This is a genomic window from Vibrio sp. Isolate22 (assembly GCF_022398115.1).
GTDB lineage: Bacteria > Pseudomonadota > Gammaproteobacteria > Enterobacterales > Vibrionaceae > Vibrio.
In genome coordinates this window covers 1-25,337 of sequence record NZ_JAKEUW010000039.1, presented here as the reverse complement: position 1 = coordinate 25,337, position 25,337 = coordinate 1, and the positions used below count along the sequence as shown (strand labels likewise).

Here is a 25,337-nt window from a genome sequence, read left to right as displayed (position 1 = left end):
AACATCGACATGGAAATATAAAAAGGAAATACAATGAAAATAATGAGAAAAACATTGCTCGCTTCAGCAATGCTTACTCTATTTAGCGTCAGTAGCTATGCCAAAACACCGATAGATCTTGGTGTTGTTAATGAAGATAAGCTAATAGAAATGTTAGTAAGACAGGGCTTAGTTGACCAAGATGCAACCGACACGGTAAAGCACGATGCACTGGACCGTTACCTAAAAAATAAGCTTAACTCTGGTTTTAAAGGTGATGCTCAGTTCGGCAAAAAAGCACTAGAGCAGCGAGCGAAAATACTCAAAGCCATCGAAAAAGAGTCTGGCGTTAAAAAAGCGAGTGTTTTTGCTCTGGAAGTTGGTACTAAACGTACAGACAAAGTGCTCGCGCTGCTTGTCGACTTTCCCGACTTAAACTGGGATGACAACAGACTGACCAAAGAGCACACCCAAATGCTCTACGAGAGCTACAACCCAGAACACTACCAAGAGTTATTGTTTTCTGATTCAGGCTATACCGGGCCAAATGGTGAAAACTTAATCTCGATGCGCCAGTATTATCAAAGTGAATCGGGCGACAGTTACAGTGTGGCGGGTCAGGCAGCAGGTTGGTATCGTGCTTCTAAACCTGCCGCTTTCTATGGTGGTAACTCCCCGACTACAGATAATGATCTGAACGCCCAAGAGCTGGTGCGTGAAGCCCTTAACCAGTTAGCTCAAGATCCTAGCATCAACCTTGCTGATTACGACATTGAAGACCGCTACGATTACGATGGCGACGGAAATTTCCGTGAGCCAGATGGCGTGATTGATCACCTAATGGTGTTCCATGCCTCTGTAGGTGAAGAAGCAGGTGGCGGTGTGTTAGGTCCTAATGCAATTTGGTCTCACCGATTCAACCTTGGTCGCACACATGTACTAGAAGGCACCTCAAGCTCGCTTCCAGACCGTTTTAATGGCCAGTACGCAGCGTTTGATTACACGATTCAGCCGATCGATGCCGCTGCCGGTGTTTGTGCGCACGAATATGGCCATGACTTAGGTCTGCCAGACGAGTACGACACGCAATACACAGGCAAAGGTGAACCTGTCTCTTATTGGTCAATCATGTCTTCAGGCAGTTGGGCTGGTCAAATCGGCGGGACACAACCGACTGCATTCAGCTCGTGGGCAAAACACTTCTTACAAAAATCGATTGGTGGTCGCTGGATTAACGATGATCAAATATCAATTGATGACCTAGAAGACAAGCCACAAATTTACACCTTGTTCCAAACGACAGATAACGACCGTCCGAACATGATTAAGGTCGACCTTCCAGAGAAACAAATCGAAGGTTTGAAACCGTTCGAGGGTGAGTACTCGTTCCACTCTCAAAAAGGCGACGACCTGAAAAATAGCATGACTCGTAAGTTGGAAATCCCGGCTGGCGACTCTGCAATGCTTTCCTTCAAAACTTGGTACCAAATCGAGAAAGACTATGACTTTGCTCGTGTCCTTGTGAACGGACAAGCCATCGCAGGCAACATCACCTCTATGGATGACCCATACAATACCGGTCTAGTTCCAGCGGTTGGTGGCGAGTCTGACGGTTGGATTGATGCTGAGTTTGATGTTTCTCAATGGGCAGGCCAAGAAGTAGAACTGTCGTTCGAGTACATCACCGATGGCGGCTTAGCCATGGAAGGTTTCTACTTAGACAACCTGAGCCTTGTAGTTGACGGTGACACGGTTGCGGTAGATGACGGCGAAGATAACTCTAGTTTTGCACTTAATGGCTTCAAATTGAGTAATGGCTTCCATCAAGCTCAACACTACTACCTACTGCAATGGCGTAGTCATATGGACGTGGATGAAGGCTTGGCGAATATCAAGCGCATGGGTCAACTCATGTCGTTCGATCCAGGCTTGATCATTTGGTATGTCGATGAGTCACTCACCGATAACTGGGTAGGCAAACACCCTGGTGAAGGTTGGTTGGGAGTGGTCGATGCAGACCAAAATGCCATGATTTGGCAAAACTCAGGAAAAGTCGCTCAGACACGTTACCAAGTTCGTGATGCAGCCTTCTCACTGAAAGACCATACTCCAATGCGTCTTGTGAACAGTGACAATGATGTGCTTCAAGACACGAGCCTAGTGGGTACAGCAAGCTTCTCTGATGATCAAGATTACACATCACCGCAAGCTCCTGATTCAGGTCGTATTTTGACTAAATTTGGTTTGGTAGTAGACATTATTAACCAGAGCGCTGACAACGAATATGGTGTGATACGTCTATCGAAAGTAAGCCAACACAACATTGCGCCAACAGCGAACTTCGAACTCACTACAGATGGGTTGAACGTCTCAGCTCGTAACTTCAGTTCGGATCAAGATGGCGAAATCATCAGCTACCTATGGGACTTCGGCAACGGCGTAACAAGCAGTGAAATCGCGCCAACGTGGACATACCAAGAAGCCGGCGAATACACAGTCAGCCTAACGGTAGTCGACGACAAAGGTGCTAACGCATCGTTTAGCTCAATCGTTGATGTTGAGGTTCCAAACGCGCTTCCTGAAGCAAATGCGAAGTACATTCACTTAGGTCGTTGGGTCACAATGTGGTCAACAAGCTCAGACAGTGATGGTCGAATTGTCGATACAGAGTGGACATTACCAAATGGAAAAGTGAAACGAGGTCGTACATTCACTTCTATCTTCCCTTCATACGGAAAGCATGAAGTGAAGCTAAGAATCATCGATGACCAAGGCGGGATCACGACTAAGACCATTATGGTCGACCTATAAGTCGGCTCTAGCTCAAATCATTGAAATAAGTGCGTAGACAATAACGTGCGTACTGATAAACCAACTTAAGTACTGTTGTCTGCGGCATCAGTCAGGGCAGCAGTTTTAAGAAAACGTTATTATTTAAGCCGTAAGCAAAAGCCCTACCGTCATTGGTAGGGCTTTTTATTTGTCTCGACATCGAACAAGCTATGCAGAGAAACTGTTCTAATGAAGGAGGCTATCTCACCCAAACAGGTGGCAACTCGTCAGACCGGCTGATTTTGAATACGTGATTTACGTGCGCTAAACGCAAATAACAAGATAACTGCTAGCACAAAAGGTAGTACGTAGATATTGAGGTTTTGCCAACCCGCTGTCGATTCCAACCAACCAGAAAGCAATGCAGTCACTGTCACACAGCCAAAGACAACAAACTCATTGAAAGCTTGCGCCTTCGCTTTGTTCTGGAGCTGATAAGATTGACTGAACAAACCAGTTGCCGCGATAAACATAAAGTTCCAGCCGACCCCTAGTAAAACCAGAGCTGCTCTAAAGTGCCAAATCGACTCACCATGGATGTTAATAGCGATACAAAAAACAAACAGTACCCCGCCAGCCAAGATCATCATTCTCGAACCAAATTTCTCGATGAGCGACCCAGTAAAGAATGCAGGGACAAACATGCCCAATACGTGCCACTCAATCACATCCGCCGCTTTGGTAAAGTCGAAACCACAGCCAATCATTGCCAATGGTGTAGCCGTCATCAGAATGTTCATCACCGCATAGGCGACCATTGCTGCAAAGACGGCTCCGACAAAATTCGGAGCCTTGACGATTGCACTCAAAGGATCAGATTTTGGTGTCTGGTTGCTAAACGACACTTTGGGGAATTGAATGGTCTGTAAGATAACGAGTGCTAAAATGTTTAAGCCAATCAATGAAGCGAATGCACCAATATATAGGCCATCTTGCGACCATTGCTGAGACATAATCGCTAAGTTTGGCCCGAGTACCGCCGCCAGAACACCACCAGCCATTGAAATCGAGATTGCGCGGTGTCGCGCATTTTCATCACACACTTCAATAGCTGCGAAACGATAAAGCGTTCCGAAGCCAATACCGATACCCAACAAGAAGGTCGCAAAACAAAACAGATAGAAGTTTTGTTGCAATAACGCGTAAGTGGCTAGGCTCGCCCCCGTTATACCGACGAGATTACCGATACTAAAGCCTCGCTTTCGGCCTAACTTACCTGAAATCAAAGAAGCGGGAATGGTGGCAGCCATCAAGCCCAAAAACTGCAACGCGACTGGTAACGTAATCATACTGGCACTGGGCGCAATCTGTTTTCCTATCAAGCCAATCACGGAAATCAGTAAGATATTCCCTGTCATTAATAAGGCCTGACACAGTGACAGTAGCCAAACATTTCTATTCATCTTCGTTCCTAAATATGAGCGCGGCTGATCACTAGACCAAATTACCAACAAAGTCTCAACACTTTGTTACAAAAAATGAAACTCACCTGCTACCAATGTTTTGCTTTAAAACCATCTCCTTTTGGATCTTCAACGATATCGAATACGTCTCTGCCTATATTTTCAATTCCTTCTGGATTTGCAATTATCATTAACGGAGATAATAATAATTTTCTGTTATTCAATAGCACTGTTTCAAAAACACTTCGGTATTAAGAGGCGAGTATGATTAATCCACTTTGGCTCAACACATTTAAAACTCTGGTAGAAGTCGGCCATTTCACCCAAACGGCTGAAAAGTTGTACATGACTCAACCAGGTGTAAGCCAACACATAAAAAAGCTTGAGCAAGCATGTGAGTGTGAACTGCTCTCTCGAGAAAACAAGAGCTTCGAGCTGACGGAGCAAGGTCGGATTATGTATCGCTATGCGCTCAAACTAGAGAAAGACCAAGAAGACCTTTTCGAATCACTCAGTTTTGATAACCCTTACTCTGGGCAGTGTCACCTATCTTGTTCAGGCTCACTCTCTTTGCGCTTATATCCCAAGCTTCTTGAACTGCAGCAACAACACCCTGACCTAAGCATTAATCTAGAGGCTGCTCCGAATAGAAAGATATTGAATGACTTGCTACAAGGCACGACCGATGTCGGCATCGTGAGACACTCACCAAACGACAGCTACTACCAAAGCCAAGTTATCGGCAAAGAAGCCTTGTGCCTTATCGTGCACCACAGCCATGCCGATATTGATATAACGCCGCAAACGTTGCACGAAATTGGGTTGATTGCTCACCCAGATTCTGCGCATTACCTCTCTTTATACTTTGACCTGTGTGGTGATAAAGAACTCGCGAACATCAACATTAATGAGATACCGAAATCAGGCTATATCAACCAACTTCATCAGATACTGCTGCCTGTATCAAAAGGATTAGGGTTTACCGTGCTACCAGCTGGTGCCGTTGAAAATTTTGCTGAAAGAGATAAGTTGCACGTCGTGCCGCCAAAAGTAGAAGTTGAGGAAACGCTGTACTTAGTCCAAAAGAGAAACCGCAAGCTCCCTCATCGATACAATACCGTGATTGATTTAATCAAACAGAATGTCAGCAATTAAGTTAGTACTCAGATAAAAAAGCCTTTAACCACGATAGTTAAAGGCTTTAACGACAAGAAACAGTTTTAATTCTATGGTTGTGAAGCGCTGAACACCTCGCTCGCACCTTCAAAATCGTAATTCTCTAGTAATCCCAGTACCTCTTTTAGGACACTCGAATCAGGGTGTTCAATGAGTAACTCCGAAACGTATTGCGTCGCATCGTTATCGTAAGCTTCGAGAAGAGACAACAGCTTAGAGATTTGCTTGGGATCTAACTCAGAAGAGTCCGATGTATCATCTGCACCTTTATCTGCCGTGGCTGCGCATGGTATACCAAAATCACGCTCGACCGCTTCAATCAACTCCCTTAAGCCAACTTCACTTTGCTCAAGATCTTGCTCCACACAAGTCCTATTGTGAGCTCTGCTTTCTAAGTCACTGAGTAATTCAGCGAGCCTCTGCCCGCCAATTGAAGCCGCCATACTTTTTAGGGTGTGTAGATTCCGCTCTAACGTTACCCACTCTTCTTGCGCTAGGTTATCGAACACTTCAGATAGCATCGATGGCGCCCCTTGGCAGAACCTATCTAAGACCTTATTTTGCAAGGCTGTATCGTTATTGGTGAGCTGCTCAAATCGAGCTTTTGAGAAAATAGGTAAGTCAGAGTTATCAGAATGCGATGCATCAACCAAATCAGGTTCAGGCGCTTTACCTTCAATCAACACCTCTGGCACGATGTATTTAGAGATCAAAGACGTCGCTTTATCAATGATGATCGGCTTGTCCAAAAAGTCCGTTACGCCTGCGTCTCTTGCTCTTTGTTTCGCATCCGCAAACACGTTGGCCGACATCGCAATGATAGGCACAGTGGTATTAAATTCACGGATCAACCTTGTAGCCTCAAAACCATCCATGATTGGCATCTGTAGATCCATAAAGATCATGTCGTAGTCGTTGTTCTTGGCTAATGCCAGTGCCTCTTTGCCGTTTTCAGCAAGGTCGGCGTCTAACTTAGAGCGACTAAAGAAGGCTAACGCAAGATCTTGGTTAAGTTCATTATCCTCCACCAGCAGTATCTTCTGGCCTTTGAACTCTATCTGATAATCCAGTTGTAACTCTTGAGCTTTGAATTGAGCTAACTCTTCATTGGTCGTTCGAGCAAAGGTTACAACAAAAGAAAACTCACTGCCTTGCCCAAACTCACTCTCAACCGTAATTTGGCTGCCCATTGCATTCACGAGCTTCTGGCTAATATTGAGCCCTAAGCCTGTACCACCGAATCGACGTGTTGTTGTGGTATCTGCTTGGCTAAATGCTTGAAATAGCTTGTGAAGGTTGTCATCAGAAATGCCTATTCCAGTATCCGCAACGCAAACCTTCATCGTCAATTCACGCTCGTTTGAGTCAACAATATCGACCGTCAAAGAAACACTGCCTTTTTCCGTAAACTTAATCGCGTTGCCAATAAGGTTAAGTATCACTTGGAACAATCTGAGTGGATCTCCGAGTAAAGGAGTATCGAGTTCTGGGTCAATCGACATCGATAAGTTAAGCTGTTTTTCATCCGCTTTTGACTCCATCAACTCGATCACATCTTTAAAAGTTACCAAGGCATTAAATGGAATATTATCGATAAACAACTGACCCGCTTCTATCTTAGACAAGTCTAAAATATCGTTGATGATGCTTAACAGAGAGTGCCCAGAGCGGTGCACTTTTTCGATATAGTTGCGGGCTGTAGGGTTAGTAATTTCCCCAATCGCTAAATAAGACAGCCCAATAATCGCGTTCATTGGCGTTCTAATTTCGTGGCTCATGTTTGCCAAAAACTCTGATTTCGCCTGACTTGCAAGGTTTGCTCTCTCTTTCTCCTCTGCCAATTGCTCATTTAGACGTTTCATTTCAGAAATATCGAATGCCCAAAATAGCGTTGCAATTTCACCGTCAAGCTCAAACAAGTAGTAGCTAACAAGTGCGACAAAACGAGTGCCATCTGACTTCCTAAGCACTAACTCTTTGTTCACGACTTTTCCGTTCAGCTTGAGCTCTTTATGAATGTCATCACGAACCTCGAGAGAATCATGAATAGCAATCACATCGATAGACGAGAGTTCCTTATTTTCAACACCAAATAAGCGTTTTGCTGTGTCATTGGCATAACGAACCTGTTCCTCAAAAACGACTGCTGCTGCAATTGGAGAGCTATTGAGCATGCTATAGAGTTGGTCTTGGGCCTTTTTTAGTGCCTCTGTCGCTTCGTTGGCAATACTAATCTGCTTAGCGAGTTTTCGGTTCCAGAAAACAATCAGTAAAACAATCACTAATGAAAAGGCAGAGATGGTGTAAACCAATTCGTAATCGACCCTTTCTATCGCTTTAGGTGCAGCCCACTTCGCTGAGATCTTTTGATGCTCTTCAGCGGAGAGCTTATCAATCGCTTTATTCAAAATAGAATAAAGTAGCGGCTCAGATTTAGTCACATGAAAGGTTGGTGATAGGTAAAAGTCCAGCCGCCCGATAATCCCAATGTCTCGGTGACCATATGAATCAATGAGATAGTTCAAGACATCAACCGTATCGATCATTCCATCTAGGCTCTGATCATCAAGGAGATTCAAACCTTCAGCGGTTGAGTCAACAAAAACCCACTCGACGTTTGGATACTTCTCTACTATTGCCTCAGTATTCGCCGCATTTTTTAGGATACCTATTTTCCACCCAGTCGCTTCTTCAAGTACTAAGCTGCTCACCTCGCGTCTTGATGCAAGTGCTAAGCGGCTCGAGAATAGGCTATTTGCCGCTTTGACATTCTCTCCCAAGGAGCGATTTTCTTGCGCCGCAGAGACAAGTTCTACTTCTTGATGATCAACCAAGCTTCGAGTTTCAGACCAATTCGCTACGTCAACATGCTCAATATTTAAGCCGGTTTTCTGCTCGATGAGTTTCAGGTAATCATCAATCATACCTATGTACTCACCCGTACTAGAGACTGCCTCATACGGAAGTGAATTAGGATCGATACCGATTCGCACCGTTGGGTTGTTTTTAAGCCACTCCCTCTCCTCTTCGCTTAAATTTAAGATCTCACCCGTTAAGTTATTGGCTTGATATATATCGGCAATGTATCGCTTAGCGGGTTCACCAAACGAATTAAACTGCTCTATATCTGGGAAGTAGACATGATTTCGCTCTAACGTTTTTGTATCAAAGTAAAAGGTCATTGAGCCGGAGTTAATAATGCCGCCTTTAGTGCGGTAGCTGGCCACTTTAGTTACTGATGCAAAATGAGAGGTGTTTCTTTTCTCCCCATGCTCATCGACAAGATTACCGATATACCAAGCCTTAATTGGACGATTGTTGTTATCAGCTTGGGCAGTGATCACCTGAAAAGAACTATCCGTGTCAAACACTTTAAAGAGTTCAGACAAGTCATCAAAACGGTCATTTACGATAAAATAAGCGGAAATTTGAGCAATGATACTCGCTTTCTTCAGAACCTGGCTTAAGTCGCTCTGGATATGGGTCTCAATGATTTGACTCAAGCCATCATCGACTTGTTTGAGATTGGCTACTGCCGCGTTAAAGCGATCTCTCAGCTCTTCACTCTTAAAATCGACATAGATTGGATACTCAACTTGCTGTTCGTCGTGCAATCGAAGCTCTGACATTTCAATAAAGCGAGTATTAGTAATAAACCACTCCAGTACTCGCCTCTCCACCATCAATATATCGACGGTTTGTGCTCTTAGCTGCGCAAAAGCTGCCTCTAAACTGCCGATGTCTTCAACTCGCTCGATATCAATCTCTTGAGAAAGCATCTCTATGGAGTTTTTGATTGGTGAGGTGTCATCAAACAACAGTGCGCCCAGAGATAAGCCTTTTTGTGATTTGAGGTTGAGTTGGCGCCTCGCTAGTGACACCGGGACAAATTCAACATTAATGACAGAATCACTTAGAAAATGAGCATCGGGGTCGTCAGCCTGAACACCGGAAACAAAAGCGATCGAGTTATTATTATCGATAGCCTTTCGCGCAGCACTTGGTGGCAAAGTGACAACGTCACCCAACTTATAACCCATATCATTTAAAGCACGTTGTATGATGTCATGCTCTAAGCCAACAGAAGTGCTATCCGGATACATATAAGGCGGGTTACCAAAGCCAAATACCCCTTTAAGTGGAACTCGATAAGGAGACGCATCTAGCCATTTAGATAAAATCTGGTTCTCTTTGCGAACATCAAAGGTTTTGATCTGTTTGTTGATTAACGTCAGCAGCTCCACATCACCAGTTCGTACTACCATCGTCGCCTGAATTCTCTTCCAGTGCTCTAATACATAATTAATCGTTAAATCATGAACACCGACTTTTCTGGCAAGGTCCATCGTCGTGATAGGCTCTGCGACAATGCCTTCTACCTCACCTTCCCTTAGAGCTCTCACCGCATCAATCACGTTGTCAAAATCAACTCGTTCAATAGAGCTAAGTTGAACGCCTGCTTTTTTTAAGTCTATGTTTTCATTAACCATAGCAATGCGTCGTTTATGATTTTGGTCTAAGTTGGTGTCGATTTTATTGTCGATGGGAGCAATCACAGCAACCTGATAAGGGATATACGGGTCACTCGAGAGAAAACGCCCTCCATCACTTGGATCAAACTGTTGGAATGGGAAAACATCACCTCGTCCATCAAGCAGTGCAGCTTTGGCTTCACTTCGAGAGCTGACGCTTATAAACCTCACATGAACACCAAACCGCTCTTCAAGATCCTGTGTCCAGTCTTTAACAATACCAGAGACTTTTCCGTCATCATCAAGGAAGGAATATGGATAATGATTAGCAAGAGCAATGAAAGTCACCGTTGGTTTGTTGTCTAACCATAGGTCTAGCTCGGCATCAGTCACTTCAGAGGCATAAGCACGGCCAACAAACATAAGCACGGACAGCAACCATACCGCGAATGAAATCACTGAACTTTTCAGCCTCGACATAAAAACACGACATCTATTAGATCGATTACTCATCTTTGAATTTTTCTTTAATCGCTAAGATCTTAGGTAGATTTTCAAACAGCAATTCAACGATTCTAGGATCGAAATGTTTGCCTTTTTGCTCTTCAAACAAGGCCAGCGCTTCATCTACGCTCCAAGCTTTTTTATACGGTCTCTCTGCTGTCAGGGCATCAAACACATCCGCTACCGCTGCGATGCGCCCTACCAGAGGGATCTCCTCGCCTGCTATTTGATTTGGGTAGCCGCTTCCATCCCACTTTTCATGGTGATACTGCGCGACTTGAATAGCCATTCGCATCAATTTAGAGTCACTTTGCCTGCCGAGTATCTCAACACCGTATTCGACGTGCTTTTGCATGGTTGCCCATTCGTCAGCATCCAACTTACCTGGCTTGAGCAGCACGCTGTCAGGGATACCAATCTTACCAATGTCGTGCATCGGCGCTGCGTCTCTTAGGGTCTCGGCATCTTCGTCTGTCATGCCCAATGCTTTCGCCAATATTTCACAATAGTGGCTCATGCGCATAACGTGCATACCCGTTTCGTTATCTTTAAACTCCGCAGCTCGCCCAAGGATATTAAGAGTTTCCAACTTGCCTAAATTAATCTCTTTGGTCTTCTCTTTCACCTGACTAAACAACGCTCGCTGTTGGTCATACAAAGCGATGTGAGTCTTCACACGTTGCAGTGCGATTTCAGGAGTGATCGGCTTGGTCAGGTAATCAACAGCCCCCAAAGATAGCCCTTTTACCTCGGCTTCAGGGTCTATTTTGGCGGTCACAAAGATAGTGGGAATATGCGCGGTATTCGGCTGTGCTTTTAGTTGTCGACACACTTCATACCCGTCAATATCGGGCATCATGATATCGAGGAGAATGAGGTCCGGCTGAGGAACCATCTTAGCTATTTTGATACCGATAGTGCCGTTGATCGCGACCTTAACTTGATAGGTATCTTTGAGTATCGCCGTTAACACATCCAAATTGCTTGGGGTGTCATCTACTACTAACACTATTGGTTTACGACTCATTGATACCTCGTATAAAAATCAAACAGTTATAACCCTAGTGTAGAACGTTTTTGGAATGCAAGGCACAAAAAATGGCAAATGATTTTAAAAAGTGAAGAGCAGATCTTCGAGTGACATCAAACTATCACTCTAGGTAAAACAACACGTCAATATTACGTCGATTAAGTGGTTATAAATCAAAGAGAAACCATAAATATGACCTTGCAACTTAGGTTATTTACCTAAAAAAAGAGCTCCTCATATGGGAGCTCTTTTCACTTGCTATAGACTGACTAACGACCTGAGTAGTACATACAAACTCGGACGCCATCGAACTCACGAATCTCAAATGGAATCTCGTAAATCGACTCCATCACAGACTTTTCTACTACCTCAGAAACTTTACCTGACTTCACTACCTGGCCTTTTTTCATCGCTACGATGTTGTTGGAATAGCAAGATGCAAAGTTGATGTCGTGAATCACAATAACGATCGCTTTATTGAACTCATGTGCCAAGCGACGAAGCGTCTGCATGATCTCAACAGAGTGCTTGATATCTAGATTATTAAGCGGCTCGTCCAAGAAAACGTAGTCCGTATCTTGTGCAACAACCATTGCAATGAACGCCATTTGACGCTGACCACCACTCAGCTCATCAAGGTATTTGTTTTGAATATCAGTAATACCTAAATGCTCTAGCGCTGTATCAACAATCTTGTTGTCCTCGTCTTTCAAGCGACCTTGCGAATGGGGAAAACGACCGAAGCAAACCAATTCACGAATCGTAAATCGCATGTTGATGTTGTTTGATTGTCTGAGTACCGCCAGGTGCTTTGCTAGCTCTTTGGTATCCCACTCAGCAAGCAGTTTGTCGCCAATAAGCACTTCACCAGCATCACTTTCTGTTAGGCGACTAGCCATTGAAAGCAGTGTACTTTTACCCGCACCGTTTGGGCCAATAATAGAAGTCACTTCCCCTTTTGGGAACATAGCGCTGGCATCATCAACAACCAGTGATTTGCCATACTTCTTACTTAAACCTGTTAATTTAATCACTACTTACTACCTTTACTGAATTCTGGTGCGTAACAACAAGAACATAAAATACAAACCGCCGACCAAGTTAATGATCACACTGACTGTGGTTTCAAAAGCCATCACTTTTTCAATGAACCATTGGCCAGACACGAGCAGAACCACCGCTAATAAGCTACTTGCAAGAATAAGTACTCGGTGTTGATACGAGCTGAATATCTGGCGCGCTAAGCTGACCGTGATTAAGCCGAAGAAAAGCACAGGGCCAACTAGAGCAGTTGATACCGCAACCATTACTGACACAATTACCAGAATCATCTGGGTTAATCGCTTGGTATTCACACCTAAACTTGTCGCGTTATCGACGCCCAGCCATAGAACATCCAACTTTGGAGCCAACACCCAGAGCCCAAGCAAACACAAACCTAAAGGAAGAATACTCAGGTAAACCAACTCGCTTTTCACATTGTTGAAACTCGCAAACATAACGTTCTGCAGTACCGCGAACTCGTTCGGGTCAATCAACATCGCTAAGAAATTCGATAAGCTAGAGAACACGCTGCCACACACAATACCAATCAGCAGCAGGGTAAATACGTTGTTACGCTTGCTCTTAAAGTAAAAATGGAACAGAGCAAACGAGAATAAGATCATCACAGATACAGACAAGCCGAAGTTTGCAATAGAATCAATCACCCAAAAGCTCGTGCCACCAAATACAAATAACAGCGACGTTTGAACCAACATGTACAGACTATCAAAGCCCAATATTGAAGGGGTGAGAATGCGGTTGTTGGTAATGGTTTGGAAGACCAGTGACGACGCAGAAATCGCCACAGCCGCCAGTACGATGGATAACAGCTTAGGCATTCTTAGCGACAAGAAAAATTCGTAGTTATCCCAGGTTAGCCCCTGCCCTACAAAAACGGCCGTCATACACAAAGACGCGATAGCCAGAATCGCGATTTTTACTGAATCACGCATTCGACTTGTCTCTCATGATTAGGTAAATAAAAATCAAGCCACCGAAGATGCTGATCACCATCGAGATTGGAATCTCATAAGGGAAAATGACAACTCGAGCTAACAAGTCACAAGCCAGCACCAAGATCACACCCCAGTAAGCTGTCCAAGGCAGGATGCGCTTCATGTTGTCACCCATCATCAGCGAGACAATGTTTGGAACAATAAGACCAAGGAATGGAATGACGCCAACGATCATTACTACTGAAGACGCGCATGTTGCTACCAGTGCAACACCAATAAAAACGATCTTCTGGTAGTTCAAGCCGATGTTCTTTGCAAAGCTCTCACCAATACTCGCTGCGCTGAACTGACTCGCGAAATAGTAAGCCAACATACAAGCTGGAACGGCAAGGTATAGAATTTCATAGCTTCCTTGTAATACGCTCGCGAAGTTCGCCATGGTCCAAGCTGACATGGTTTGTACTAAATCGTACTTGTAAGCAATAAACGTGGTCAGTGCTGAAACCACGTTGCCATACATGATGCCAATCAAGGGCACTAGTACCGCATTCTTGAACTTAAGATGTTGCAAGAAGCGCACTAACAACATGGTGCCAAAAACAGCAAATGCGAAGATGAAGCCGAGGTAGCTCCATTGAGCTGCACTACCTAACACCAGAATACCAACGATGTAACCCAACATGGCACAGTCAATTGTACCCATCGTAGAAGGTGCTGCGAACTTGTTCTGCACAATCTGCTGCATGATCAAGCCAGAAACACTTAGACCGGCTCCAGCGAGCACAATGGCTAGCAAACGAGGGATTCGACTCACGATATAAATAGAGTTGGCGTGTTGATTGCCGTTAAAGAAATCACTAAAACTGATTTCAGCGACCCCTATCATCAATGACGCAACGCATAACACGACAAGAAATACAGCAGCTGCAATGGGTTTCAACATAGAAATAATACTAAAGGTAGGTCTCGGGTAGCCCGTATAAAAAGTGAAAAAGGGCTTATAAGAACGTTTCTTATAAGCCCGAAAAACTCGTTAAAAATTACTGTTGAATGGTACGTTCAATGTCACCCAACATTCTGTGGATTGCAGTTACACCACCACCAGCTAGGTACCATGCACTTGAATCAAGGTAAACGATGTTGCCTTGTTGTGCTGCTGGAGTTGCTGCTACCAATGAGTTGTCAAACAGTTGAGGTGCACGACCTTCAGAGCGGCCAATCGCTTTTTCACGATCTAGGATGTAAAGCACTTCAGGTTTTGCGTCTGCAATGTATTCAAAAGAGATAAGGTTACCGTGCGTGCCTTTGATTGGTGCGACTGTCGCACTCTTTGACTCAACGTAACCAAAATCATCAAAGATAATTGAGAAGCGGCTGCCTTTGTTGAACATCGCTATATTGTTGCCGTTGTTCATTAGCATCATCGCCGTCGTTTCACCCGAGGTTACTTTGTCATTTACCGCAGTGATTGAGCCTTGAGTCTCTTTGATGATCGCTTCAACTTCAGCCTGCTTACCAAATAACTCACCCAGTGAACGCCAATTTTGCTGTGCATCAGCCCAGTACTTATCACCTTCAATAGAGAACATGATCGTTGGTGCAATTTGAGCTAACTTGTCGTAAACCTTAAGCATGCGGTTTTCCGCAATGATTACGTCTGGCTTCAACATGTAGATAGCTTCGAAATCAGGTTCGCTTAACGAGCCTGTGTTTTTCGTTGTTTCTTTGTATGACTCAAGGTAGTCAGGCATTAGGCTGTGAGGTGCACCAACTGGCTTTACACCAATTTTATCAAGTACATCCAAGCTACCAAAACCAAGAACAACAACTCGTTGTGGTACTTCAGTAAACTGCGCAGTGCCCTTTACGTGTTCAATCGTGACGGTTTCCGCATGAGCGGTCATCAGCGACGATGCAAGAACGATAGCAAGCCCGCTCACTAACTGGCGAACTGATTTGATTGTTTTCTTCATTTTTCTTCCTTTGCCATTGAGACAAACCACCACTCATGACAATGAAAGTCAGAATACTCATAGGTGAGTATGGGTCGTACACAACTGCTAAATAACGATAATTTAAAGTTTGTCATTGATTTGACAACAAACTTGCAACGCAAGTGAGAATTATTATTAATAATATTTGCAGTAATTTAGTTGCACAACAACTTTCTTATTCAGAAACGTTAAAGTGATTATTCATATTTTGCTAGATCGCTATCCAAAACACGCATATCGAAACAGCATTGGAAAACAGGAAGGATCTAAATTAAGAAAAATGAAGCAGGATTTGGAGGAACGGAGATTTAAATAAGCTATATACCAAGAACTCGCAGCATGAGCGCCTTAGAATTTACAATGTAAAACTTCTATACAACAACTACTTAGTTATTATCTATTGTATAAAAACACTAAAAAGCATAACAAGAGAACTTTTGTTCAGAAAACATGCCCAGTGCCACCGCACTAAAAAGAGTAACTTCCCGATGACTCTTCCCTTTGCAGCTAAATAACGATGATATTTCAATCAAAATTATTTTTAGATTTCATAAAAAATGGGGTTGTATTTTAAAAAACTAGGCGTATAGTTCGCCATCTGGCTCTAATCTATAGAGCTGTTAATGCTAAAGTAAGTCCAAGTTCCACAAAGACAGTTCTCGATACCTCGTTACACCATCTCTGCGTCAGCTTTCACCTAGATAGTCATTCAATAGCTTTTAAATTCGATCCTAACTACCGATCTATCGTTATTCGCTTTCTTATGTGCGAACTCAGATTAGATCGTTCACTTAAATACAAATGTAATAAACACAAGGCAAAGTTATGTCACGAAGAACAACACGACAAATCCATTGGTACCAACTCTCACGCGAGAAATCAGTCAACAAACTAAAAGGTAGTAAATGCTCAAGATCAAAATAGACTTACACAAAGAACAACTTTCATGGGTCGCCGAGATTCGACAGCTCAATAGCGATATACTTCACCGCCACATATTGCCAAAGCTACAACACAATAGTTATCTCATAGACTTTGAATTTAACGAAAGAGACAGCACCGGAACTATCGTTTCGCGCAACGGAAACACCCTAGGACATTTCACACTCCTATAGCTTTTCCCCTAAGGCAACAGAAAGAAACACCATTAGTCCCACAGATGTCACCCTCAACTCGCTCTAGCAGAATAAAATAGAGTAGGACTGGAACAGAATAGAAACCTAGCCCTTTTTGCATTTCACTCGCGGCTTACGCTAGCTAGGTTATCGTGTTTTCATTGAATTGACGCTTGTACGAAAAGCGTAGAAAATTTGAATGCGTTATCTTGAATTATCGCTTCTGATGAAAGCCAGTTTCTATTTCAACTAGCTCTTCTTGAAATCAATTAAGATTGAACCTTGAATCACCAATGACACATTATCATTGCGTTAACGGCATAGACCTTAACTTTTGATCAAGCGTATATAGATGTTCTGCAGCTTGCATGTGTTGAGGGTAATCGCTGAACTTATCGCGATTTTCCTCAGTCATCTTACATGTTTCGTCTACTAGCATTAGCTTCCAATACAGCTTTGTGGTGTGCAGCATAGCCAATAAAGGTTTGAATACCTCTTTCTCATAAGCCTGAATCAACTCTTCAATCAACTCTTCCCGCTCATCTTCACTTGCGATAGAAGTATTGGTCGCTTCCAATACCTTTTGATATTTTGGATTTAACTTCAGCTTGTCCATCACGCTTTGATTGTTTTCAGCTAACTCAACCAACTTTAAGCGAATGATATTCAGCCAATTAGCTTGGCTAATCACGCCCTCATCAACATTTGAAAAGTCTTCTCGGATTTGGCGTTCAATGTCTTTCTGAGCGTTTTTTAAAACAGTGCGTACTTTTTGAAAAGGTAGCTGAAACTCCTTACTTAGCTCGATGATCAGTTTGTGAAAACCACCATTTGGAAGGTGTAAGTTTTCCTTAAACGTCGCCATTGCAGCTTCTTGCTGTTCTGTAAGGTGGGTCATTCTCTTTCCTTTTCTGTATAACTTCGGTGCAGGCTCAAGATCATAACATTATTAGTCGCTATTTTTCGGCTAGTTCAAACGTTAACACCGCATTTCTCCCAATCCTTTCTCATTCGACTACTTTTCAAACCAAATGGCATCAAATGGTAAGAATGAGTTGATGAATATTCGTACATTACGCGCACAGGGTATTCAACCAGACAGGAGTCATTACTTATATATGAAACATAACGGCAAGAAGTGAGATAACACATGACCTATTCAGAATTCAAAGAATCCGACCTGCATAAATGCATGAGCATAGCTGGCGAAGCGACAGTCTCGATAGCCAAATTTATTTTTAAAGTTACTTCCCTTTTGTTTCGAGGCGCTCGTTGGTTAGTCACCAAGGCATATAACTATGTAATGAAGTAGCTGCATAATAAGATAGCGACATAACGAAATAGCTATTTTGCACAGTCGTGATTACTAACCAAGCTAAATGGTTAAGTCATTACTTTCATTACGCCCCCTCACCAATAAAAAGCGCGGCCTCCTAGGTCGCGTTTTTTTATGCCTAGATTTTTCAACTCGTTTTTATATGCATAGTTTATAAGCACTTTCTATCATCGATGGCGTTAAATGGTAAAACTATCGTTCAAATAAAAACCATACTACACCTGTTCCAACGAAACAGACTTCTAACTTATACAGGTACTAAAATGAAAAAGATTGCACTTAAAATTGTAGGACTAACGGTTTTGGCTTCTGCGCTAACTGGTTGTATCGGCAGTAACGCCGTAACAGGGAAAGTGATGAAATTTAACGTTGAAGTTGTCGATAACCGCTATGCTCGTGCAGGTGTAAACTTCCTATTAGCGCCTGTATACGGTATTACAACCGCTGCCGACTACGTGGTATTCAACTCACTTGAATTCTGGACGGGCAAAAACCCTATCAGCGGCGCACCACACGTATTTGATACAAAAACAGACACTCACTTCAAAGTGAACGATGACCTGGACCCAAGCCTAAAAGAAGCGCCTGTTGGCCCAATTTCGAACAACCGTACTATTGAAACCGGTGAAATGATTAAGATCGATGAAAACACCATCCAAATGGACATCGTTTACAACAGTGGTGAAACCGCAACACTTACTGGTATCAAAGAAGGCCAAAACGTGACTTACTACATGGATGGCCAACTCGTATCGCAAACAACGATTGCGGAACTAGAAAAAATACAAGCAACTGCATCTTAAGACACAGCTCTGCTAAACAATAAAAAGCCCGGTAATCGCCGGGCTTTTTTGTATATGCGCTAATCGGACTGAGACTGTGCCAACCGAATACTGACTAAACTCGCCACCATAATCGCTAAATAGAAGCTGCCAATGATAGATTCCATAAATACAAAGAACTGAGCAACTGGCAAGGCTGGAGAAATATCTCCATAGCCTACCGTTGTCAGAGTGATAAAGCTGAAATACATCGCATTAAACAAATTGGTTAGCCAAATTTGCTCTTCTAAGCCATTAAATGCGTTAGGAAAGATCTCGAGAATCAACAAGTAGATAGTCGACCACGCAAAGCCTAGCAGCAAATAAATACAGATAGAACCTATGATGTGATTAGGTGTGACCGTTTTCGCTTGCATCACTTGCCTTAAAGCAGAGTAAATATGCGAAAACAGGAACATGGTTAATGCCGTTAGCGTCACTATAGATAAGTTGTAACCTTCTAGGAAGGAGAAGACACCCGACACCGATGCCGTGATCAATAACAGCCCATACCAAGAGCGATACAAAGACCGCTCTTTATGAATGCCGACAATCGAAACCGCCAGGGTAATAATGATCAAGAACAGAATCGTTTTTTGGCCTTGCGGATAAAACTGCTGCATCACCGCGCAACCAAAAAACAACACTAACAGTGCGTAAAACAGGAAATAGAAGTTGTCGTCTTTCGAGACTGCCTTCATCTATTTGTCCTCTTCTCTTGGCTCCAAGCCTAACCAAGAGACCATTAGCTCGTAAGACAAACTCAAGATAACTGCACCGACAAACAAACCTACGATGCCGGACATCGCCATTCCACCTAACGCACCGAGCAGAATCACCAACATTGGAATATGAGAACCACGGCTTAACAGCATAGGTTTTAAGATAGCGTCACTGCCGCTGACCAAAATACACCAAACCAAGAACAAGCTTGCCGCAAGAGTCGATTCAACACTGAACATGTAGATAATTGCAGGCAATAGCGCAAGAATCGGAGGTAACTGGATAATCGCAATAAGTAACACGGCCAATGCCCACATTGCCGCTGCAGGAACACCCGCGATCACCAATCCGATTGCTGACATAATGGATTGAATGACAGCAACACCAATCACACCTTGCACAACACTTCGCACCGTTGATTTCGATAGCTGGACTAATTCAACACCTTTTCCATCAGTCAGACGCGCGATTAAATGCGTTACGCCCGTCTGGCATTTGTCTGCATTACTCATAAACGCACCAGCAATAATGGTCGAGATAATGAATTGAATAAAACCACCACCAAGAGACCCTAAAATTGAAGCCGCTTTAGTAGCAAATGCCTTAAGCTCTTCCGCGTACTTGATGAACACGCCTTCGATATTTGAAGAGGCATGAACTAAAGTGGCATACACTTTTTCACCGATGAATGGGATCTCTTGTAGCGACTCTTTTGGTTTAGGTAGAGACAAGGTTCCGTCCTGAAGCCCAGTCATTAAGTCGGATGCACTCGTGTAGATGCCAGAAGACAATGCCACTAATGGGATAAGCAGCAACAACACGCCAATGAAGCTCAATAATGCACTGGCTTTACCTTTCGACAGCCCAGTTTTGTTTGAGATGGCAACAGCTACTGGATACAACGCAGTCGCGATAATCGCACCCCACACCACCAGCAATATGAATGGGCGTAAAATTGAAAAACACCAATAAACCAGTATGGCGATGGCGGCAATTTTGATTGCGGCGTCAATCGCCTGTTTAGAAAAATCATCGGTTAACTTCATGACACGTCCTTGTAGAGGCAAAAATTAAGGCTGATTTTGTAAGAACTTCCAATTCCTAGTCTCGAGGAAAAGCGAAGCCAAAATCATATAAATTCCAATTAACACTAACTGGAATATGCGAATAAAAGTGTTGCTATCAATATCGCCAGAGCTCATCAATGTGCTCCCAACAAGTACCAATAAGGTGCTGAATGCAGTGGCAAAGATCGGCGCTTTTTCTGGAACGGTATAGATCTTGGTCGCCATAAGAATAGCAACAAGACCGATAAACAAAGAATAGAAGACAATGTTAGGAACAATCGAAAGAATCGAAAATGCCGCAATCGCCAACAAGCCTCCAATACCGTTACTGATCACCAAAAAGGCACTTAACTTTATCGATTTCTCTGACGTAATCATTAACGATAGCAGCGCAATAAACATCATTGTCAGTAACGCTTCAGAGATTTGAAAAATAAAGAAAAAGCACACCACTGGATAAGAGATGATCATAGCCCGAAATGCCGCATACCAGCGCTGTCTCTTTTCAAGTGGCGCCGCCGCAAACCCTGAGAATTCGGATTTGGGCTCAGGGAAAAACACGTGGACTAACGCAAAGATCATCACTGAAACCACACCTGATGTCGCCAGGCCAGATGCCAGTAATACTGAGACACCAGGGTTATCAATCGCCATAAAAGGCAACATCAACACGGCAATCAATAACACGGTAGCAAACAGGTTCCATTTAGGGTCTACAAATAGGTAGTAACCCCACAACATCATTAATCCCACCAAAATTAACAGAGGGATTGGATAATGGGTTATCCCACGAGACAGCAATAAACCCAACGCCATAGTAGCAACCACCGCCAACAACAGTTCGTAGACAGTTTCTTTATGCAGGTTTGGTTTATCGATTAAAAACTTAGCCGTGAACACTGGCGCTACAAATGCAAGCGGCCAGTTAATCCATGCAGCTAAAAAGACAGCTAACGTGACCCCGACGGTATACCGCAGGATCCGTTGCTGTGTTTGTTGATCGAGTACGGGCTTATCGGACATAAGACAATACACTTATAAATCGAATCCAAAGTTTGCCTATTGCGTTGAAAACAAAGTTATCGCCGCTGTAAACAATCACATCCGCCTGACCACCAACACGCAGCATGCCTTGCATCGCATCACGTTCAAATTCGATAGTAATTGGCAGCATTTGAGTTTGGCGCAACCAGCCAGTTTGTTGACTCGCCTGAGCAAGTTTACCTGCTTGATCGTTTTGTCCCCAATCGACACCCCAATCAATGCTGCTCACACGGCCTTTCACGATTCGACCCGGAGCAAAATCTAGAGCCACTTCCACTTCATCGCCAACCGTGACGTTACCTAAGCTATTTTCACGGTAGTAAGCTTCGATCCAGATATCTTCCGTCGAAACAAACGTCATGATCGCTTGGCCGGCTGAAGCATAAAAGCCTTCCGATAAGCTGAAGTTAGACACACCACCTTGTGTTGGTGCTTTGATAACAGTGCGTTCAAGGTTAAGTTGAGCTTGTTCCAACGCCAGCAATGCTGCTTTCACTTGGCTATTCTCTTCACCCTCTTTACCCATTTGTTGCTTAGCACGTTCCAAATCTGCTTCAGCATTCGTCACGTTAGCTCGCGCTGTTGCCAAAGCCGCTCGAGCTTCGTCTGCATCCGACTTGGAAACCACACCTTTGTCTGCCATCTCCAAGATACGCTTCGCCTGCAGCTGAGTATTTTGCTTCTCAACCAAAGCAGAAGTGAGCTTAGCTTGGGCAGAAGCGATACTTGCGGTTTGAGCCCCAACATTTTGCCCTGCAATTTCGAGATTCTGCTCGGCTTGCTGTACCGCGATTCGGTAATCAGAGTCATCGAGGATGGCTAAGGTGTCGCCTTGATTAACCAGTTGATTGGGCTGAACCAAAATGTCCAATACTTTGCCTGACACCTCAGGCTTAACAGGAACAATGTAACCTTTAACACGAGCGTTATCGGTAATTGGAATAATTCGATCGGCAATGATGCTGAACAACAGTGTGAATCCGACGAAAGCGAGTAGATAATTGGTGACCTTTCTCACTTTATCTTTGCCCTGTTCCGGTTGAGCGCTTTCTTCTTTTACGTCTTGCTTGTTCCCTTCGACTTCTGACATGGGACTCCCTTCTCAATAACTAAAATCAACAAAATTAATATCTTAAAAATAAACACGACCATGGAAAACTCAAGTAATTAGAGTTAGATTTACTAAACAAAGTGTCGTAAACGATATGCACGTCCAATTATGTATCAATACACAAGGATTGATTGATCATGGCCAATAGCCCCTATCAAGTACCAGTAATACAAACCAGCTACGCAAAGATCCTCGTGCAGATGTTTACTGACTATGGATTGGATCTTCACAGGCTGCTCGAAGACTCTGGTCTACCGCCGGACCTTATTGAGTCAGAAAGCGATTTTGTACCGTCAGAATCTATCAAACGACTCATTTACCTAACCTCTTCACAACTTGGCGTATCTCGGTTCACGGATGTTCTGGGGCTTGCTTTTAGGCGAAGAATCATCCCATACGTCTTGCATCAATTTACCGATTTCGAAACCATTGGTGACGCGTTAAAGCACATCAATACCATTTTCTCTCACGACTCACCCGGTAGTAGTGTCGACTTCGTTGTGGAACATGGACAGAGCTGGTTTTGCCGAAGATCACGAGACGAGCCTTCATCCATGTTCCAGTGGGGGGAAGTGTTTGCCATCACCTACATCATTGAGTTAATCACGATTTTGTCTCAGTCACCTTGGCAACCAACCAAGATTCGCTTGCAAGGCCATGATACCGACATCGTCAAAACCTTGGTTCCAAGCAATTGCCAGTTGTTCATCGACCACAGTTCAACCGCCGTGATGATCCCAGATGAGATTCTGCAGCTGCCAATTCGCCTCACAGCTAAAGACTTAAGTAATAAGCCCGCTATCGTTGAATGGCACACCAGCTTTACCGACAGCGTTTATGAACTGCTCCAACCCTATATGAAAGAGCAAGACCTTTCGCTTGAAGAGGCGGCGGAGCTGCTTAATTTCTCGGTTAGAACCTTTCAACGCAAACTTAAAAATGAAAACACAACCTACCGAAAAATTAAAGAGAACCTGATGTTCTCTGTAGCCTGTGAACTCATGGAAGAAGGGCACACTCTGACTTACATCTCTAGTCAGTTGGGTTACACCAACATCTCCCACTTCTCTAGAGCCTTTAAACGTGTTTCAGGGTTAACACCAAAAATTTATCAGCGTTCAATATCGGGTTAAAAACTTTTCTGTGCCTTGGGCCGCAGCTCAAGGTATAGAGGGCTCTCACTATGATCTAGGCTACCCAATCACGATAGGTGATAGATAACCCGAACTGGAGCTACATACCCTATTACGACCATTTTCTTTAGCGCGGTAAAGCGCCCTGTCTGCACTTCGATAGGTTGCTTCGGCCTGCGTATGTATTTCACACACTCCGCTGCTCACCGTTAAGTTCAAGCTTGTGCCTTTAGCAATCACTTCCTTTAATCGATACATAGCTTCAAAGGCATCTTCGAGGTTCGTTTCTGGCATCAAAATAGCGAACTCTTCACCGCCAATACGAGCCACAATATCAGTATCACGACTGTTGTTTCGCAGTAGTTCAGCCACTTCTTTGAGTGCGTTGTCACCTTGGTCATGACCATGCGTATCATTGATAGTTTTAAAGTTATCTAAGTCGACTAACGCTAAGCAAGAATGTGTGTAACCATAGCGCTCTGCCAGATTTGAATAATGGTTGAGATCTTTATCGAAGCGGCGTCGGTTCCAGCACCCTGTCAGCGAGTCTGTTTCCACCAGCATTCTTAGGCGACGTTCTAAGATTTTACGACGACTAATATCGGTAAAAGTAACGACATACTTTTCACTTTGCGGCAGTAAATCTTTGAGTTTCTCTACCACCACATTGACCGTGAAATGCTCACCCAAGCGACTGACTCCACTCAGCTCCCCTTTCCAACGACAATTCTGTTTAAGCGAATCTGCAATACTTGATATCAGGCCGTTATTGTTCATGAAACAAAGGTCTGAAATAGGGCGAGATTCAACTTGGTCAAACGCATAACCGGATATTCTAGAAAATTGCTGATTCACCTGAATGATCCTCAATTGGCTATCGAGGACGATAAAGCCAGCAACACCATCAATGATCGCTTCAGATAGGCTATTTTGACTTTGATTCATCTCATGTCGATAAAGCCGTGCGGTTATCAGTGTGCTAAGAAGAAAGAGCGCACACACAGAGAAAACCATCGCAGCTGTAGAAGCAATGCTCAGCAACCACAAACTGAATAGTGTATTGAGGACAAGTGCAGAGACTACGTAAAGCGGTGCTCTGCGATCAAAACTTAACTTGTTCATAATGTGCTCGGGTGATGGACAGAGCACTATCATGTCTAACTTTTACACTCGATATTTACCATTTTACGACACATACAAATTCAAATTGAATCTTGAAGCGTGCTTTCACCGACATATGCCAACGGCGTTGTTGATCAAATCAGCTAAAGGACGTATCTATCCTACGGAACTTACCTGTTAGTTTCTAATAGGCATACCTAGTCCTAGAACTTTGTTCATTGCTTTGACGTTTGCTAACGCCTCACCAACTTGAGCGTTATAACATCTCAAGCTCAATGTGCCGCTAGTCAGTCCTTTATATCGGGACATTGCCGTCTCAGAGATTGAACGGTCGTGGTAGCCAGAGTCAGTTTTCCATTGAGTTAGCGCATCTCAAGCTCAATGTGCCGCTAGTCAGTCCTTTATATCGGGACATTGCCGTCTCAGAGATTGAACGGTCGTGGTAGCCAGAGTCAGTTTTCCATTGAGTTAGCGA

The 25,337-nt window shown here is 43.6% G+C and carries 18 protein-coding genes and 2 pseudogenes; 5 read left to right on the top strand and 15 right to left on the bottom strand.

The genetic code is table 11. From position 1 onward, the window contains the following. Window positions 1–33 precede the first annotated feature (33 nt). Window positions 34–2,790 carry an immune inhibitor A domain-containing protein gene (locus L1D55_RS18860; protein ID WP_239918443.1) on the top strand — a complete coding sequence of 919 codons (2,757 nt, stop codon included), beginning with the start codon at window positions 34–36 and terminating at the stop codon, window positions 2,788–2,790. Window positions 2,791–3,038: 248 nt separating this feature from the next. Here the strand turns inward: L1D55_RS18860 and L1D55_RS18855 are convergent, their stop codons facing one another. Continuing rightward, window positions 3,039–4,214: an MFS transporter gene (locus tag L1D55_RS18855; RefSeq protein ID WP_239918442.1), complete on the bottom strand. Its 1,176-nt coding sequence runs from the start codon at window positions 4,212–4,214 to the stop codon at window positions 3,039–3,041. A 264-nt stretch (window positions 4,215–4,478) separates the two neighbouring features. Between L1D55_RS18855 and L1D55_RS18850 the strand changes: the two genes are divergently transcribed. Then, the gene (locus L1D55_RS18850) at window positions 4,479–5,369 is read left to right on the top strand and encodes a LysR family transcriptional regulator (protein WP_239918441.1); all 891 of its coding nucleotides are present in this window, start codon (window positions 4,479–4,481) and stop codon (window positions 5,367–5,369) included. Window positions 5,370–5,440: 71 nt separating this feature from the next. On the opposite strand, the gene L1D55_RS18845 is transcribed toward L1D55_RS18850, so the two are convergent. The 6 genes from L1D55_RS18845 to L1D55_RS18820 all read right to left on the bottom strand — a co-directional run bounded on the left by L1D55_RS18845 (window position 5,441) and on the right by L1D55_RS18820 (window position 15,369). Beyond that, entirely contained in the window at window positions 5,441–10,342 is a 4,902-nt protein-coding gene (locus L1D55_RS18845; RefSeq protein WP_239918440.1) for a transporter substrate-binding domain-containing protein, read from the bottom strand. Window positions 10,343–10,367: 25 nt separating this feature from the next. Then, window positions 10,368–11,393, bottom strand: coding sequence for a two-component system response regulator (locus L1D55_RS18840; protein ID WP_239918439.1), 1,026 nt, complete (start codon window positions 11,391–11,393; stop codon window positions 10,368–10,370). A gap of 272 nt (window positions 11,394–11,665) precedes the next feature. Further along, a complete protein-coding gene (locus L1D55_RS18835) occupies window positions 11,666–12,430 on the bottom strand; it encodes an ATP-binding cassette domain-containing protein (RefSeq protein ID WP_239918438.1) in 765 nt (254 codons plus the stop codon). Between the two features lie 12 nt (window positions 12,431–12,442). Further along, window positions 12,443–13,393 (bottom strand): iron chelate uptake ABC transporter family permease subunit, encoded by a 951-nt coding sequence (locus tag L1D55_RS18830; protein ID WP_004738887.1) that lies wholly within the window; start codon window positions 13,391–13,393, stop codon window positions 12,443–12,445. Further along, a complete protein-coding gene (locus L1D55_RS18825) occupies window positions 13,386–14,339 on the bottom strand; it encodes an iron chelate uptake ABC transporter family permease subunit (RefSeq protein ID WP_239918437.1) in 954 nt (317 codons plus the stop codon). Before L1D55_RS18825 ends, L1D55_RS18830 begins: the two co-directional genes overlap by 8 nt. A gap of 97 nt (window positions 14,340–14,436) precedes the next feature. Continuing rightward, complete coding sequence (locus L1D55_RS18820) at window positions 14,437–15,369, bottom strand: ABC transporter substrate-binding protein (RefSeq protein WP_239918436.1); 933 nt, start codon at window positions 15,367–15,369, stop codon at window positions 14,437–14,439. Between the two features lie 926 nt (window positions 15,370–16,295). On the opposite strand from L1D55_RS18820, the gene L1D55_RS18815 reads away from it, so the two are divergent. After that, window positions 16,296–16,505: a hypothetical protein gene (locus L1D55_RS18815; protein ID WP_004738883.1), complete on the top strand. Its 210-nt coding sequence runs from the start codon at window positions 16,296–16,298 to the stop codon at window positions 16,503–16,505. A gap of 304 nt (window positions 16,506–16,809) precedes the next feature. Here L1D55_RS18815 and L1D55_RS18810 read toward each other — a convergent pair whose 3' ends face one another. After that, window positions 16,810–17,403: a hypothetical protein gene (locus L1D55_RS18810; protein WP_239918435.1), complete on the bottom strand. Its 594-nt coding sequence runs from the start codon at window positions 17,401–17,403 to the stop codon at window positions 16,810–16,812. Window positions 17,404–18,104: 701 nt separating this feature from the next. On the opposite strand from L1D55_RS18810, the gene L1D55_RS18805 reads away from it, so the two are divergent. Further along, complete coding sequence (locus tag L1D55_RS18805; RefSeq protein WP_008216319.1) at window positions 18,105–18,644, top strand: DUF3332 domain-containing protein; 540 nt, start codon at window positions 18,105–18,107, stop codon at window positions 18,642–18,644. Window positions 18,645–18,703: 59 nt separating this feature from the next. Here L1D55_RS18805 and L1D55_RS18800 read toward each other — a convergent pair whose 3' ends face one another. The 4 genes from L1D55_RS18800 to L1D55_RS18785 are packed head-to-tail and all read right to left on the bottom strand — an operon-like array spanning window position 18,704 to window position 22,586. Beyond that, a complete protein-coding gene (locus L1D55_RS18800) occupies window positions 18,704–19,363 on the bottom strand; it encodes a potassium channel family protein (protein WP_102423266.1) in 660 nt (219 codons plus the stop codon). Further along, window positions 19,364–20,431: an AI-2E family transporter gene (locus L1D55_RS18795; protein WP_239918434.1), complete on the bottom strand. Its 1,068-nt coding sequence runs from the start codon at window positions 20,429–20,431 to the stop codon at window positions 19,364–19,366. It abuts the gene before it with no gap. Window positions 20,432–20,455: 24 nt separating this feature from the next. Further along, entirely contained in the window at window positions 20,456–21,475 is a 1,020-nt protein-coding gene (locus L1D55_RS18790) for a DUF2955 domain-containing protein (protein WP_239918433.1), read from the bottom strand. Beyond that, window positions 21,465–22,586, bottom strand: a complete 1,122-nt coding sequence (locus tag L1D55_RS18785) for an HlyD family secretion protein (RefSeq protein WP_239918432.1) — start codon at window positions 22,584–22,586, stop codon at window positions 21,465–21,467. Before L1D55_RS18785 ends, L1D55_RS18790 begins: the two co-directional genes overlap by 11 nt. A 158-nt stretch (window positions 22,587–22,744) precedes the next feature. Here L1D55_RS18785 and L1D55_RS18780 point away from each other — a divergent pair, with 158 nt between their 5' ends. After that, entirely contained in the window at window positions 22,745–23,740 is a 996-nt protein-coding gene (locus L1D55_RS18780) for a helix-turn-helix domain-containing protein (protein WP_239918431.1), read from the top strand. Window positions 23,741–23,800: 60 nt separating this feature from the next. Here the strand turns inward: L1D55_RS18780 and L1D55_RS18775 are convergent, their stop codons facing one another. The 3 genes and pseudogenes from L1D55_RS18775 to L1D55_RS18765 form a co-directional block, all read right to left on the bottom strand. After that, window positions 23,801–24,862, bottom strand: coding sequence for a sensor domain-containing diguanylate cyclase (locus tag L1D55_RS18775; protein WP_239918430.1), 1,062 nt, complete (start codon window positions 24,860–24,862; stop codon window positions 23,801–23,803). Window positions 24,863–25,039: 177 nt separating this feature from the next. Continuing rightward, window positions 25,040–25,228 (bottom strand): annotated as a pseudogene (locus tag L1D55_RS18770) (IS5/IS1182 family transposase); the annotation flags it as partial. After that, window positions 25,209–25,337 (bottom strand): annotated as a pseudogene (locus L1D55_RS18765) (IS5/IS1182 family transposase); the annotation flags it as partial. The pseudogenes L1D55_RS18765 and L1D55_RS18770, both read right to left, overlap by 20 nt.